We start from the raw sequence: 13982 nt of genomic DNA, 5'->3' as shown, positions 1-13982 counted from the left end.
GGAAGAGCCTGCCTATATGTCTGAAGGTGAAAAGAGCCGGCCTGTTTAAAAGGCTGGGCGCGCCTCTACATCGTGCCGCCGCGAAGGGCAAGTAGGCTCATCGGATCGGCCGCGCGAGCAAGGGGTAGGGATTGATCGCCCGTCCCCCGTACCATGGCTCGCCCGGCGCGATCTCATTCACGGCAAAATGGAGGTGCGGCGCTGACGGATCGGCATTGCCGGTGCTGCCGACGGTGGCGATCTTCTGCCCCCGCCGCACGCTCTGGCCCTCTGCCAATCCGGCGGCATAGCCATCCAGATGCGCATAATAAAAGATCCGCCGACCGTCAGGCGATCGCTCATAGATGGTCAGCCCGCCATCCGCGCTCGTGAACAGCTTCTCGATACGACCATCCGAAGCCGCCAGCACAGCCCGCCCCCGCGCCGCCATGATGTCGATCGCATCATGCGGCCGCGCGCCGCCTGCCCTCGCCTGCGTAAAAGTGTCGGTCAGCGCAGTCGGCGGCACACCCTCAACCGGGATCAGCAGCGGCCCAGCCTCTGCCGCAGCCGGACGCTCAGGCGGCAAAGCCGTCCTTTCCGGGCCACCCGGAACGATCCGTACGCACATTTTCAGGAACAGTAACAGCAGCAGGACGGCGACTATGATGCCCAAAAATCCTCGCCGCCCCGGCCTCCTCATCCCTGGAACACCGCCTTCACCCCGCTCTTCACCATCTGCGCCAGCCGCGCCGCATCCCAGTTGGTCAGGCGGATGCAGCCATGGCTTTCGGTGCGCCCGATGGTCTGCGGTTCAGGCGTGCCATGAATACCATAATGCCGCTTGGACAGATCAATCCAAACGACGCCCACCGGACCATTAGGCCCCGGCTTCAACACCGCCTTCTCATCCTTCGCATCGGCATCCCAGAACAGGTCGGGATTATAATGGAAATCGGGATTACGGCTGATCCCCTTGATCTCCCAGGTGCCGAGCGGCAACGGATCATGTGCCGATCCCATGGTCGCCGGGAATTGCGCGATCAGCTTGTTGGCCTTGTCAAAAACGCGCAGCACGCCTTCGGACTTGTCGACCACGATATGATCGGCCTGCGGCTGATCCTTGGCGACCGCCAGGCTGGCTAGCGTATTGCCCCAGCCGCGCTCATCGCCCTCAATCTGCGCCACCGGCTGATTGCCCACGGCTGGCACTCGCACCGTAGCCCCCGGTCCAAGCTTTGTATTGGGCGCATTCAACGCCACCAGCACCTCGGGCTTGGTATGGAACCGCTCGGCCAACTTCTCGATCAAATTGCGATAACCGAGTGCAGGCAGCTTCGCCTGATCGGCATATTCCTTGGGGATCGCGGTGAACGGACCACGCGCAAAGCCCTCAGGGATCGTCACCAGCCATGTAGCGGTCGGCGGCTTGTCCCCCAGCAACGCCTTCGCAGTCGCCTCATCATATTTGCCGGTTTCCGGCAGGCCCTTCGCCTCTTGAAATCCCTTCAGCGCGGCGGTGAAGGACATGCCCTCCTTCCCATCCAGCGCGCCAGGAGAAAATCCCGCCCGGTCAAGCGCCACCTGCGCCTGCAAGATCGACTCCGCGCGAGCAGGCGCACCGCCCGGCTCGGGCACTATGGAGAAGGCATAAGGATCGCCGACCGGCTTAACCGCCGCGCCCTGCGCTACCTTTTTCTGATCTCCGGGAGCCATTGTCCCGCTTTCATTGGCGTCGGTGACGGCAACCTTGCAAGCCGAGCAGAGCAGCGTGAGCGCGAGCAGATATGTCTTCAAGGCGATACTCTCCCGTTATTCGGGAAGAGGAACGCGCAAAGCTCAGGAAAGCTGCCTCCCGCCATTAACTAGCATCCGGCGAGACCTATTTAGAGCACATTATGTTCGATCTAAATCACTACGTCCGTTCGGGCGAACGGCATCAGGAAGTGGCGCTGATCCATAAAGCCACGCTTCTCTAAGCCCCTCCCAGCACAGCCGAAAATGCCGCAACGCCCGCGCGCGGCCCGTCCGGATGCGCCCACACCGCGCTGCTCACCGCCAGAAAGTCCGCACCCGCCTCGACCAGCGGCGCGGCATTATCCGCCGTAATCCCCCCGATCGCCACGCAAGGCAGCTCGAACAGGGTCGTCCACCAGCCAAGGATCGACGGCTCCGGCCGGTGATGCGTTTCCTTGGTCGTCGTGGGATAGAAGGCCCCGAACGCGACATAGTCCGCCCCCGCCTCACCCGCTTCCATCGCAAGGTGACGGCTGTCATGGCAGGTCACGCCAATCTGCACCTTCGGCCCCAATATCTTGCGCGCCTCTCGCGGGTCGCCGTCCCCCTGCCCCAAATGCACGCCATCCGCGCCCAGCCGCTTGGCCAGCGCTATACTGTCGTTGATGATAAAGGCGACCTCCCGCTCCGCACACAGCTTTTGCAACGGCTCTGCCGCGAGGGCGATCGCGTCCTCATCCACGCCCTTCAGCCGCAACTGGAAAGCCGCAACCTTGCCGCCGTCCAAAGCCTCGGCCAACTGCGCCCCGAAACCCTCGTCGATCGCGGGCGGCGATATGAGGTAAAGCTGGCAGGCCGGGCGGAAGCCCTTGTCGAACTGGTCGGCAAAATGCGGATCGAGCGCCAGCTCTTCGTCAGTAAAATCGGTCATGCGCAGCCCTTAGCGCGTTTCGCCGCTTAAGGAAAAGAATGGAACTGCGTTCAGTCCCGGCGGCTTGTCCTGCCATGATCAGGATCGGCTACTCGGGATGGAACTACCGTCATTGGCGGGGTCGCCGCTATCCGGATGTCGGAAGACGCTAGTTTGTTGACCCGCCGGGATGGGCAGACGGTCGGACACCGACCGATTGCGGATGCCCCCCATTATCACTAAGCAAACCAAATGCGGAAAGCCAATATGATAGCTGCAATCACCACTGCGCTTTGGTTCGGACTGTTTTACATAGGGCGAAGTGGCATTTATGGCATCTACACCCACGGGGAGAGAGTATATCCTAACTCGGGCCAGATCGATTATTATATGGTATTCCCGGCCTGCGTCGCAGCGACATTAATGCTGTCAGGTTGGACATGTAATAGTTTCCGAGCGGCGCAGCCGTTGGCGGCGATCTCTACTCTCGCCTTCTTCGCCCTGTTCCCGTATTTGCTGATTTACACCGGCGGGATTTGACTATCGGCGTTTCGCTTTTTGCTGGATCGTCCTAAGAGCAGACATTCCCAATCGACCCCGCTGCGCCGCTCCCGCGCCGCCAGTCGCGGTTCATGCCCCGCTGGTCGATTCAAGACCGACAAACCGCCGAGCGGTAGACCGTCAAAAACCGTTTGCCGGAAATCCTGCTTCGGAGAACCTGTCATTCAGATCGCGCTCAACCTATGGATTGAGTTAAGAGCCCTTCGCTATTAGCACCATCGCGATGAGCCGTTTTTGGAGCCAGTTCGTTCACGATCTCCAGCCGTATGTGCCGGGAGAGCAGCCTCCTATTCCGGGCCTGGTGAAACTTAACACTAATGAATTGCCAATGGGACCGGCCCCTTCTGTACTGACGGCGATCAGGCAAGAGGCGACCTCTGCCCTCAGATTGTATCCTGACCCTCAGTCATCAGCCTTGCGGACTGCAATCGCCGCCTATCATGATGTGGATGGCGACCAGGTTTTTGTAGGCAATGGCTCTGATGAGGTGCTGGCCCACACCTTTTCTGGCCTACTTAAGCATGATGCGCCGATATTGTTCCCGGACATCACTTACAGCTTCTACCCCGTCTACTGTCGCCTGTACGGGATCGATTACGAGACGGTGCCGCTGGACGTGGTATTGCGCCTGCGCATTGATGAGTATCGCTCCGGCAACGGCGGGATCATATTCCCCAATCCTAACGCGCCCACGGGCATCGCCGTCAGCCTTGCGGAGATTGCTCGTCTCCTGGAACGACATCCGAACGTGCCGGTGGTTATTGACGAGGCCTATGTCGATTTTGGCGGAGAGACGGCGATCCCGCTCATCGCCGATCATCCTAATCTTTTGGTCGTTCGCACCATGTCCAAGTCGCGTGGACTGGCTGGGCTTCGTGTCGGCTATGCGGTTGGCGATCGCGCCTTGATCGATGCGCTTGTGCGAGTGAAGGATAGCTTTAACTCATACCCGATCGATCGTTTGGCTCAAGTCGGCGCCATCGCCTCGCTGCGCGACGAAGCCTATTTCCAACTCTGCCGAAAGCAAATCATGCAGGCGCGCAATGTAATGGTCGATGGCCTCGAAGCGCTCGGATTTGAGGTGCTGCCATCGGCCGCCAATTTTATATTAGCATGCCATCCCCGGCACGATGGAGCTACGCTCGCGGGGCGGCTCCGCGAAGCGGCTATACTTGTGCGGCATTTCAATTTGCCTCGCATCAGCAACTATCTCCGAATTACGGTAGGAACCCGCGAGGAAATTCGTCTGCCGCTCGATTGTTTAGAACGACTGACGTGACCCCCACCTCATCCCACGCCTTTCCACCAACCGGGCCGCTTATTTTCGCGTCCATGGCGGACAGGGCAACAAGACCGCTATCCAAAGAGTCGTACCTCAATGACGCGGGTCCACGCGTCGAGGTCATCTCCGGCCACCTTCAAAAACGGGCGCCGCATCGCCAAAACTATTGGCAGACGCTCTCGGCTACAGCCCTCGCTGCTCTATGTCCTCTTGGGTGGGTGGCCCGGTCTTCGGCAGTGTCGCAAATGACGGCTGCCCGGCGCATATCGCCAGCAGCCCTCATCTCACATCACGCCGCCTTCTTGGTCGAAGCGGTGTAGATTTCGTCGATCGCCTGACCCAGCGAAGCGTTGAACTCATCCTCGCTCATCTGGTGGCGCAGGTCGTTCAGCAGCGCGCGGCTGAAGCTGGCGATGATGCCGCGATTCTTCGCCAGTTCGGCGCAAGCCTCGGCGCGCGAGAAGCCGCCCGACAGCGCGACGACGCGCAGCACCTTGGGATGGTCGACCAGCGCGTCGAACAGGCCAGCCTTTGCCGGGAGCGACAGCTTCAGCATCACCTTCTGGCCTTCCGGCAGCGCGTCCAGGCCCTTGAGCAGTTCCTCAAGCAGGATCTGGCCGGCGTCGGCGCGTTCGGGGCTCTTGATGTTGATCTCGGGCTCCAGCATCGGCATCAGGCCGGCGGCGAGAACCTGCGCGCCTACCTCGAACTGCTGTTTGACGATCGCGGCAATGCCCTCGCGGTTGGCGAGATTGATAACCGAACGCTCCTTGGTCCCGAACACGCCGAGCGACTTGGCCCGCTTCAGCAGCGCATCGAGTTCCGGCATCGGCTTCATCATCTGAACGCCGTTCGCCTCGTCTTCCAGGCCCTTGTCGATCTTGATGAAAGGCACGACGCCACGCTCGATCAGCGCCTGCGGCACGGACTTGCCGCCCGCCTGACCATCCATCGTACGCTCGAACAGGATAGCACCGATCACCTTTTCGCCGCTAAAGCAGGGCGAGGTGATGATGCGGCTGCGCATGTCGTGGATGAGGCCGAACATCTCCTCATCGTTCGACCAGGCACCCTCTTCGATGCCATAGCCTTTGAGCGCCTTGGGCGTCGATCCACCGCTCTGGTCGAGCGCGGCGATAAAGCCATTCCCGCCAGCAATCTTGTTCATCATGTCCTGATCCAGCATCTGCACATACTTTCTCTGTAGGGTTACACCGCCCCATCGGCGGCATCGGAAAGAGGAAAAGGCCGCCATCCTTTTGGACAGCGGCCTTCGAAGTTCACACCATCAATGCGCTGACGCCCGGCAGGTCCTTGCCTTCCATCCATTCGAGGAAAGCGCCGCCCGCCGTGGAGACGAACGTAAAGTCGCCCGCCACGCCCGCATGGTTGAGCGCCGCCACGGTATCACCGCCGCCCGCCACGGACGTCAACTGCCCTTCCTTGGTCAGCGCCGCCGCCGTCTTGGCCAGTGCCACCGTCGCCTTGTCGAACGGCGCGATCTCGAACGCGCCCAGCGGCCCGTTCCACACCAAAGTCCGGCAGTTCTTGAGCGCGTCGCCCAGCGCCTCGACGGCGGCAGGCCCCACGTCCAGGATCATCTCGTCGGCGGCGACCTCATGCACATTGCATGTCCGCAGCGACGGCGGATTAGCCGCAAATTCCTTCGCCACCACCACATCATAGGGCAGGTGAATGGTGCAACCCGCAGCCTCGGCCTTGTCAAAGATCGCCTCGGCCGTCTCCGCCAGATCCTTCTCGCACAGCGACTTGCCGACATCGACGCCACGCGCGTGGAGGAAGGTGTTGGCCATGCCGCCGCCGATGATCAGATGATCGACCTTGGCGACGAGGTTGTTCAGCACATCGAGCTTGGTCGAAACCTTGGCCCCGCCGACGACCGCCGCGACCGGCTTCACCGGCTCGCCCAGCGCAGCCTGCAGCGCGTCCAGTTCCTTTTCCATGGAACGGCCCGCAAAGGCAGGCAGCTTGTGCGCAAGACCCTCAGTCGAGGCATGCGCCCGGTGCGCGGCGGAGAAAGCGTCGTTCACATAGAGATCGCCGATCGCGGCCATTGCATCGACCAGCGCCGGATCATTCTTTTCCTCGCCGGGATGAAAACGCGTATTTTCCAGGATCGAAATGTCACCCGGACGCATCACCGCGATGCCATCGACCGCCGCTTCGCCGCAGCAATCGGGAATGAACTGCACGTCACGCCCCAACACCTGCGTCAGCGGCCGGGTGATCTTCGACAGCGAATATTCCGGATTCTTCTGCCCCTTGGGCCGTCCGAAATGGGCCAGGATCAGCACCTTGGCGCCGCGATCCGCCAGCTCCAGGATCGTCGGCATCGCCGCCCGCAAGCGCGTGTCGTCGCTCACCGATCCGTCCTGCATCGGCACGTTCAAATCTTCGCGCACCAGCACGGTCTTGCCGCGGATGTCGCCCATATCGTCCAGCGTCTTGAAGGGCTTGGCCACCATGATGCTCCCAGCCGCCCCTGCCCGTCATCCCAGCGAACGCTGGGACTATTTGCCTCTTGGCAGGGGCCTTAATAAAACAAGATCCCAGCGTTCGCTGGGATGACGAAAAAGGGCGGGTTTTGGCCCGCCCCGCTTCTCTTACAGCAGCCCGGCGACCACGCCGGTCGTATCGATCATGCGGTTCGAAAAACCCCATTCATTGTCGTACCAGCTGAGCACGCGCACCAGATTACCGTCGATAACGGCGGTTTCCAGACTGTCGACAGTCGAGCTGCGCGCATCGCCATTGTAGTCGATCGACACCAGCGGCTCGTCCGAATAGCCGAGCACACCCTTGAGCGGACCAGCTTCCGAAGCAGCCTTCAGCAGCTGGTTCACTTCATCCTTGGTGGTGCTGCGCTTGGCGATGAACTTCAAGTCCACGACCGAGACGTTCGGCGTCGGCACGCGCACCGACGAACCGTCCAGCTTGCCCTTGAGCTCCGGCAGAACCTCACCCACGGCGCGCGCGGCGCCGGTGGTGGTCGGGATCATCGACAGCGCAGCGGCACGAGCGCGACGCATGTCGCTGTGCAGCTGATCCAGCGTGTTCTGATCGTTGGTGTAGCTGTGGATCGTCGTCATGAAGCCCTTTTCGATGCCGATGGCGTCGTGCAGGACCTTGGCGAGCGGCGCCAGGCAGTTGGTGGTGCAGCTGGCGTTCGAAATGACGATATCGTCAGCACCCAGCGCATCGTGGTTCACGCCGAACACGATGGTCTTGTCGACGCCGGTCGCGGGGGCGGAAATGATGACACGCTTGGCGCCAGCGGTCAGATGCGCGCTCGCCTTTTCCTTGGACGCGAAGATGCCGGTGCATTCGAGGGCGATTTCCACGCCCTGCGCCGCGTGCGGCAGCTTGGCGGGGTCGCGCTCGGCGGTCACTGCAATGCGCTTGCCGTTGATGATCAGCGCATCGCCATCGACGCTGACGTCGCCAGCCCAATTGCCATGAACCGAGTCACGCTTGAACAGCAGGGCGTTCGCCTTGGCATCACCCAGATCGTTGATGCTCACCAGCTCCAGGTCATGGTCGGTGCGCGACAAGATTGCGCGCGCCACCAGCCGGCCGATACGTCCGAAACCGTTAATTGCTACCTTCGTTGCCACTGTTCTAGCCTCCTGATTGGTAGTTGTTCTTAATGATCGAGCGCGGCCGCAACCTGCGGCGCGATCTTGGCGGCCGTCAGGCCGAAATGGTCGTAAAGCGCGTCTGCCGGAGCCGAAGCACCGAATGTGTCGATGCCGAAACGCAAGCCAGCGATGCCGACATAGCGTTCCCAGCCGAAGGTCGTCCCTGCCTCAATCGAGCAGCGCAGCACATGGTGCGGAAGGAGATCATCCTTATACGCCTGCGGCTGCGCATCGAAATGCGCCCAACTCGGCATCGAAACCACGTCCGCGCCAATGCCCTGTGCTTCGAGCAGGTCGGCGGTCGCCACGGCGATTTCAACTTCGGAGCCGGTCGCGATCAGCACCACCTTGCGGCTGCCCGTCGCGGCGCGCAGGCGATAGGCGCCCTTCGCCGACAGATTTTCGCTCTTTTCCGTCCGCAGTTGCGGCAGATTCTGGCGGGTCAGCGCCAACACCGAAGGACCTTGTTGGTCCTTCAGCGCCAATTCCCAGCATTCCGCCGTCTCGACAATATCCGCCGGGCGGTACACATCCAGATTGGGGATCATACGCAGCGACATGACATGTTCGATCGGCTGATGGGTTGGGCCATCTTCGCCCAGACCGATCGAGTCATGGGTCAGCACATGGATGACGCGCTGCTCCTGAAGCGCGGCCAGACGGATGCCGCCACGCATATAGTCGGAAAAGACAAGGAAAGTGCCGCCATAGGGAATGACGCCGCCGTGCAGCGCCATGCCGTTCATCGCGCAGGCCATGCCGAATTCGCGAATGCCATAATAGACATAGCGGCCGGAATAGTCGTCCTTCGTCAGCGGCCCCGTCGATTTGGTCTTGGTATTGTTCGACCCGGTCAAATCTGCCGAACCACCCAGCGTCTCGGGCAGCAGATCATTGATCGCGCCCAGCGCCAGCTCGCTTGCCCGGCGGGTCGCGACCTTCTGCGGATTGGCGATCAACGTGTCGATGTAGCTGTTGAGCGAGAAGTCGGCGGGCAGCTCGCCAGCCATCCGGCGCTCAAATTCCGCCTTCTGGCCATTGTCAGCCAGACGGCCTTCCCAGGCGGCCCGCACGTCCGAGCCCTGCGAACCAATGCGGCGCCACTCGGCGGCAATATCGTCAGGGATGATGAAGGGCTCGGCCGTCCAGCCCAGAAACTCGCGAGCCGCCGCAACTTCCTCAACGCCCAGCGCCGAACCATGCACGCCCGACGTGCCTGCCTTGTTAGGCGCGCCATAGCCGATCTTGGTGGCGCAGGCGACCAGCGACGGACGCGGATCGGCCAGCGCCTCGTCGATCGCGCGCCGCACATCGGCAACGTCATGACCGTCGCACGACACGACATGCCATCCTGTCGCGACATAGCGCGCCCGCACATCTTCGCTGCTCGACAGGTCGACCGAACCGTCGATAGTGATCTTGTTATCGTCCCACAGGACGATCAGCTGGCCAAGGTTGAGGTGCCCGGCAAGGCCGATGGCTTCATGGTTGATGCCTTCCATCAGGCAACCGTCGCCTGCGATCACCCAGGTGCGGTGATCGACCAGGTCGTCGCCGAACTGGGCATTCAGGTGCCGTTCGGCAATCGCCATACCGACGGCGGTAGCGAGACCCGAACCCAACGGCCCGGTGGTCGCTTCCACGCCCGCCAGCTCAAAATTTTCCGGATGACCCGCGCAAGGGCTGTGCAGCTGACGGAAATTGCGGATGTCCTCAATCGTCGGGCGCGCATAGCCGGTGAGGTGCAGCAGCGAGTAGATCAGCATCGATCCATGGCCCGCCGACAGCACGAAACGGTCGCGGTCGGCCCATTTGGGCTGGGTCGGATCGAACTTGATATAGTCCTTGAACAATACCGTCGCGACGTCCGCCATGCCCATCGGCATGCCCGGATGGCCGCTGTTCGCCGCCTGCACTGCGTCCATGGAAAGCGCCCGGATGGCGCTGGCGAGCGACTTTTCGGATACGGTCATCTAGGCTGGCTTCTTTCCTGCTTGACTAAGCGGCCCCCTGCTGAGCCGACGAATCGAAATCCGGTCCCCTTTGTCGCGTTGCACCCAAAGCGTCAACCGTGGCAGGACCGTGGAGAGCGCCAAGCCGTCCAATCACGGCTTTTGCAAGGCGAAAACTTTGTTTATGCGTGGGTCATGGCAAGCGATCGCATGATGCAGGCTATCGGCGCACTGGAGCGCGCGGTAAGTCGGCTGGAACAGGATGTGCAGGGTCTCGCGGTCGCGGGTCCGGCCTCTTCCGCCTCCTCCGGCATGGACCCCGTCGCCGCGCGCGCGGCGCTCCGGTCGCTCGATGAACTGATCGCCGATCTTAAAGGGGATTCGCGTGGCTGAAACGAACCTTCAGATCGCCGGGCGTCATTATGCGATCCGATGCCGCGATGGTGAGGAAGCCCATCTTGCCCATCTCGCCAGCCTGATCGAACGCAAGGCGCGCCTTGCGCAGCAGAACACGCCGGGCCTTACCGAAGTGCGCACCCTGCTGTTCGCCGCCCTCTTCCTCGCCGACGAACTTAACGACCTGAAGCGGGAGGCGATCGGCCGTCAGCAGAGCCTGGCCCTCGATGACAACGATGACGCGGCTGCCCGCGCGATCGAGGCGCTCGCTGCCCGCATAGAAAAGCTGAGCGACAGGCTTGCCGCACCGCCGCCGGACGCCTAGATAAGGGACGACGGGTACTGCCTCGTACGAGCTTTAGCGAACATCCCTGAGGCGATAATCACATCCAAGGGGGCTGTCCCTGGGCGGGTCCAGGCCCGATCTACATGGTCCCCACCTGACGTTGAGGCGTCAGAGGATATTCCAGCAAACGGCCAAGGCGGTCCCGTCACCCTCCTCGTTCCCTAAGCTCCGTTCGTTTCGAGCGCAGTCGAGAAACCGGTTTCCAGCCCCCTCCTCCAGGTCTAAACGCGGCCCCATGAGCGAAGACCTCGACAAGACCGCCCTGCGCACCCTCGCCCGGACACACCGCCGCGCCTTCGTGCAATCGCTCGATCCGCTGGCGCACCGGCTCGCCTTCAAGGCGCTCCCCTCGCCGCTCGCCCGCAGGCTGGATAATGCGCAGACGGTCGCGCTCTACATGGGCCTGGACGACGAAGCGCCCGCCCAGCGCCTCGCCCCGCAACTCGCAGGGCTGGGCAAGACCCTCGCCCTCCCCCGCGTCATAGACCGGCTCGGCAGCATGGAATTCCTCGCCTGGACGCCGGAGGATCAGCTTCACCCCGGCCTCTACGGCACCCACCATCCCGAACCCAGCGGCCCGCCCGTCGCGCCGGATGTCATCATCGCCCCGCTGCTCGGCTTCGACCGTGCGATGAACCGGCTGGGCCAGGGCGGCGGCTATTATGACCGCGCCTTCGCTCGCCACCCCGATGCGCTGCGGATCGGCCTCGCCTGGTCGGTGCAGGAACAGGACGCCCTGCCTGCCGACCCGTGGGACCTACCGCTCCACATCATCCTCACCGAAGTCGAATTGATCGAAGGACCCGACGCGTGAACCGCCAACCCGCTCCCTACGAACCCAGCTGGCGCAAGCCCGTCGGCATGCTCGCCATCGTCGGGCTCATCACGCTTTGGGCAGTCCTCGTCGGCAGCCTGTCGGGGCTCATCGGCAGCCTGCCGATGATCGTGCAGGTGCCGGTCTATGTCTTCCTCGGCATCATCTGGATTTGGGTTCTGCCCCTGAAGCGCCTGCTCGCCTGGATGGAAACGGGCCGCTGGCGGCGCGGCTGACGCGCCATATTTTCGGCGCGGCCAAGGCGTCTAACCCCGTCGCTAATAGCGCCACTTCCGTCATCCCAGCGCAGGCTGGGATCTCGTGAGGCCAGGCCGCACGTAAAGGCTTGAGATGCCACCTTCCGCTGGCATGACGCCTATCAAATTATTGTGAATTTCCGGCCCTTAAGGACCATCCACTCTTCAAAAAGAGTGGCGCGAGTGACGGGGCTCGAACCCGCGACCTCCGGCGTGACAGGCCGGCGCTCTAACCAACTGAGCTACACCCGCGTTCGGTGTGGGCGGGCATCTATGCGGGACCGCCGGACCTGTCAACCGGCTCTTTCGCCACTTTCTTCTTTCTCGTCATTTTCTTCGCGCAGCGCCACCGTCAGCGTCCCGCGCTCAAACAGGAAACCCGCGATATCCGGGGTTCCAGCAGCCGCCACCACGGTCTGGATGATGATCAGCAGCGGCACGCCCAGCAGCGCGCCCGGCGTCCCCCACACCCATCCCCAAAAAGTCAGCGACACCAGAATCAGCAGCGGGTTCATCGTCAACCGCCGCCCCAGCACCATCGGCGTGATCACATTCGCCTCCACCAGGTGAAAGCCGATCTGCGTCACCGCAGGCGCCAGCGCCCGCCACACGTCGTCAAACACCATGAGGCCACCTAGCGCCAGCAATGCCGCAGCCAGCATCGGCCCGAAATAGGGCACGAAATTCAGCAGCGCCACGATCCCGCCCCACATCAGCGGCGACGGCATGCCGATCAGCCACAGCGCAAACGCAACCGCCAGCCCCAGGCACAGGTTGATCGTCGCGATCGTCAACACATAGGCGGACGTCGCATCGACCACATTCTGGATCACCCGCGCCACCGCCATCGCGCCGTCGAAACTGCCCCGGCTGTTGATCGTCCGCCGCCGAAGCCGCGTCCAACCGGCGAGGAAAAAATAGATGATGAGCAGCGCGAACACCATCTGGATGATCGCGGAAGGCGCGGAGGTCGCGGCAAACTGCAACAGCGATCGCGGAGCATCCACCGCCGCCGTCTGGGCCGCCGCCACAGGCCCCGTCGCCAGCATCTGCACGGTTTCATCCACGAAATGCTGCAACTGGGAATAAAAGTCGATCAGCGGCGCCAGATTGTCCTGAATCTTGGGCAAGCGCTGCGGCAGCAGCCTGAACCAGTCGGTCGCCGGCACCACGATCAGCACCAGCGCGGTATTCGCCACCACCAGGAACGCAATCACCGCCGCCAGCGCCGCCACGGCCGAAGGCACCCGACGCCGCTCCATCCATTCCAGGAACGGCACCAGCGCAATGGCGATCACGATCGCTGCCGTCAGTGGCAGGAAAAACTCCGCCCCCTCGCGCAGGGCGAACGGCAAGGCAAGGAGCAGCCCAACACCCGTCGTCAACGCGATGGACGCCAGCAGCCGATCCCGCCGCCGGTTGATTTCCAGCTGTTCATGAGGTGTCACTGAACGATCGATCCTGCCCGCATGTCGACAATGTGTACCGGCCCGCCACAGCCCGTCAATTTCATTCATCGGCCCTGACATGACTAAGGCCCATTAACCAAATTTTCGCTCCCCTGTCCTAAGCAATAGCGAAACGGGGATCGGGGCTTTGAACGGATGATGCGTAAACTGGCGCTGCTGGGCATGGCTGGATGGGCGATGCTGCCCGCCACATCACTGGCCCGTACGGACCTGCGCATGGAAACCCAGATGTTTGTGGAGCGCGTCCATACCGACATCAACGGCCGCGCCCGCCGCACCCTCGCCAGCGCCACGCGCGCGGCGCCGGGCGACCAGCTGCTCTTCGTCGTCAACTGTCGAAACGAAGGGCGCGGACCAGTTCAGGGCATAGCCCTCACCAACGCCGTTCCCCGTGGCACCCTCCTCACGGCGCCCGATCCATCGATGCAAGTATCGGTGGACGGCGGCCAACGCTGGGGCCGCCTGGACGAGCTTTGGCTGCCCACCCCGCTAGGCGGCGTCCGCAGGGCCGTTCCCGCCGACATCACCCATATTCGCTGGACCAGCCCCACACGCCTGTCGCCGGGCGAGACCGCGCGTCTGAGCTACCGGGCGACAATGCGGTGAACCAAAAAAAGCCC

General features: G+C 62.5%; 15 protein-coding genes, 1 tRNA gene and 1 other RNA gene. 8 read left to right on the top strand and 9 right to left on the bottom strand.

From position 1 onward, the window contains the following. Window positions 1-97: 97 nt before the first annotated feature. The 3 genes from ACYU81_RS11315 to thiE form a co-directional block, all read right to left on the bottom strand. Complete coding sequence (locus ACYU81_RS11315; RefSeq protein WP_460987693.1) at window positions 98-682, bottom strand: M23 family metallopeptidase; 585 nt, start codon at window positions 680-682, stop codon at window positions 98-100. Further along, window positions 679-1776, bottom strand: coding sequence for a L,D-transpeptidase family protein (locus tag ACYU81_RS11310; RefSeq protein ID WP_460987692.1), 1098 nt, complete (start codon window positions 1774-1776; stop codon window positions 679-681). Before ACYU81_RS11310 ends, ACYU81_RS11315 begins: the two co-directional genes overlap by 4 nt. 178 nt (window positions 1777-1954) lie before the next feature. Beyond that, window positions 1955-2647, bottom strand: a complete 693-nt coding sequence (gene thiE, locus ACYU81_RS11305) for a thiamine phosphate synthase (RefSeq protein WP_449471544.1) — start codon at window positions 2645-2647, stop codon at window positions 1955-1957. 231 nt (window positions 2648-2878) lie between these two features. Between thiE and ACYU81_RS11300 the strand changes: the two genes are divergently transcribed. Continuing rightward, entirely contained in the window at window positions 2879-3166 is a 288-nt protein-coding gene (locus tag ACYU81_RS11300; protein ID WP_460987691.1) for a hypothetical protein, read from the top strand. Window positions 3167-3410: 244 nt separating this feature from the next. Beyond that, window positions 3411-4466 carry a histidinol-phosphate transaminase gene (gene hisC / locus ACYU81_RS11295; protein ID WP_460987690.1) on the top strand — a complete coding sequence of 352 codons (1056 nt, stop codon included), beginning with the start codon at window positions 3411-3413 and terminating at the stop codon, window positions 4464-4466. 292 nt (window positions 4467-4758) lie between these two features. Here hisC and ACYU81_RS11290 read toward each other — a convergent pair whose 3' ends face one another. The 4 genes from ACYU81_RS11290 to tkt all read right to left on the bottom strand — a co-directional run bounded on the left by ACYU81_RS11290 (window position 4759) and on the right by tkt (window position 10101). After that, window positions 4759-5655 (bottom strand): fructose bisphosphate aldolase, encoded by an 897-nt coding sequence (locus tag ACYU81_RS11290; RefSeq protein WP_460988179.1) that lies wholly within the window; start codon window positions 5653-5655, stop codon window positions 4759-4761. A gap of 94 nt (window positions 5656-5749) precedes the next feature. Then, window positions 5750-6955 carry a phosphoglycerate kinase gene (locus tag ACYU81_RS11285; RefSeq protein WP_460987689.1) on the bottom strand — a complete coding sequence of 402 codons (1206 nt, stop codon included), beginning with the start codon at window positions 6953-6955 and terminating at the stop codon, window positions 5750-5752. A 138-nt stretch (window positions 6956-7093) separates the two neighbouring features. After that, window positions 7094-8104 (bottom strand): type I glyceraldehyde-3-phosphate dehydrogenase, encoded by a 1011-nt coding sequence (gene gap, locus ACYU81_RS11280; protein WP_460987688.1) that lies wholly within the window; start codon window positions 8102-8104, stop codon window positions 7094-7096. Between the two features lie 29 nt (window positions 8105-8133). Beyond that, complete coding sequence (tkt, locus tag ACYU81_RS11275; RefSeq protein WP_460987687.1) at window positions 8134-10101, bottom strand: transketolase; 1968 nt, start codon at window positions 10099-10101, stop codon at window positions 8134-8136. A gap of 174 nt (window positions 10102-10275) precedes the next feature. On the opposite strand from tkt, the gene ACYU81_RS11270 reads away from it, so the two are divergent. From ACYU81_RS11270 to ACYU81_RS11250, 5 genes are all read left to right on the top strand, one after another. Further along, window positions 10276-10473: a hypothetical protein gene (locus ACYU81_RS11270; RefSeq protein ID WP_460987686.1), complete on the top strand. Its 198-nt coding sequence runs from the start codon at window positions 10276-10278 to the stop codon at window positions 10471-10473. Beyond that, the gene (locus ACYU81_RS11265) at window positions 10466-10801 is read left to right on the top strand and encodes a cell division protein ZapA (protein WP_460987685.1); all 336 of its coding nucleotides are present in this window, start codon (window positions 10466-10468) and stop codon (window positions 10799-10801) included. Before ACYU81_RS11270 ends, ACYU81_RS11265 begins: the two co-directional genes overlap by 8 nt. A gap of 11 nt (window positions 10802-10812) precedes the next feature. Next, window positions 10813-10969: non-coding RNA, 6S RNA (gene ssrS, locus ACYU81_RS11260), on the top strand. 88 nt (window positions 10970-11057) lie between these two features. Beyond that, on the top strand, window positions 11058-11636 hold the full coding sequence (locus ACYU81_RS11255; protein WP_449471533.1) for a 5-formyltetrahydrofolate cyclo-ligase: 579 nt from the start codon (window positions 11058-11060) through the stop codon (window positions 11634-11636). Beyond that, window positions 11633-11872: a DUF2842 domain-containing protein gene (locus tag ACYU81_RS11250; RefSeq protein ID WP_460987684.1), complete on the top strand. Its 240-nt coding sequence runs from the start codon at window positions 11633-11635 to the stop codon at window positions 11870-11872. Before ACYU81_RS11255 ends, ACYU81_RS11250 begins: the two co-directional genes overlap by 4 nt. Window positions 11873-12068: 196 nt before the next feature. Here ACYU81_RS11250 and ACYU81_RS11245 read toward each other — a convergent pair. Together ACYU81_RS11245 and ACYU81_RS11240 are read right to left on the bottom strand one after the other, a co-directional pair. Next, window positions 12069-12145: transfer RNA gene (locus ACYU81_RS11245), tRNA-Asp, on the bottom strand. A gap of 41 nt (window positions 12146-12186) precedes the next feature. Beyond that, entirely contained in the window at window positions 12187-13341 is a 1155-nt protein-coding gene (locus tag ACYU81_RS11240; protein ID WP_460987683.1) for an AI-2E family transporter, read from the bottom strand. A 159-nt stretch (window positions 13342-13500) separates the two neighbouring features. Between ACYU81_RS11240 and ACYU81_RS11235 the strand changes: the two genes are divergently transcribed. Beyond that, window positions 13501-13968, top strand: coding sequence for a hypothetical protein (locus tag ACYU81_RS11235; RefSeq protein ID WP_449474600.1), 468 nt, complete (start codon window positions 13501-13503; stop codon window positions 13966-13968). Window positions 13969-13982: the final 14 nt, after the last annotated feature.

The sequence above is a fragment of the Sphingobium sp. TomTYG75 genome (assembly GCF_054771635.1).
This window is presented reverse-complemented; position numbering and strand designations above follow the sequence as displayed.

Coding starts and splice junctions, on each gene's coding strand:
- ACYU81_RS11315 (WP_460987693.1), bottom strand. CDS start 682: ATGAGGAGGCCGGGGCGGCGAGGATTTTTGGGCATCATAGTCGCCGTC.
- thiE (WP_449471544.1), bottom strand. CDS start 2,647: ATGACCGATTTTACTGACGAAGAGCTGGCGCTCGATCCGCATTTTGCC.
- ACYU81_RS11300 (WP_460987691.1), top strand. CDS start 2,879: ATGCGGAAAGCCAATATGATAGCTGCAATCACCACTGCGCTTTGGTTC.
- hisC (WP_460987690.1), top strand. CDS start 3,411: ATGAGCCGTTTTTGGAGCCAGTTCGTTCACGATCTCCAGCCGTATGTG.
- ACYU81_RS11290 (WP_460988179.1), bottom strand. CDS start 5,655: ATGCTGGATCAGGACATGATGAACAAGATTGCTGGCGGGAATGGCTTT.
- ACYU81_RS11285 (WP_460987689.1), bottom strand. CDS start 6,955: ATGGTGGCCAAGCCCTTCAAGACGCTGGACGATATGGGCGACATCCGC.
- tkt (WP_460987687.1), bottom strand. CDS start 10,101: ATGACCGTATCCGAAAAGTCGCTCGCCAGCGCCATCCGGGCGCTTTCC.
- ACYU81_RS11270 (WP_460987686.1), top strand. CDS start 10,276: ATGGCAAGCGATCGCATGATGCAGGCTATCGGCGCACTGGAGCGCGCG.
- ACYU81_RS11255 (WP_449471533.1), top strand. CDS start 11,058: ATGAGCGAAGACCTCGACAAGACCGCCCTGCGCACCCTCGCCCGGACA.
- ACYU81_RS11235 (WP_449474600.1), top strand. CDS start 13,501: ATGCGTAAACTGGCGCTGCTGGGCATGGCTGGATGGGCGATGCTGCCC.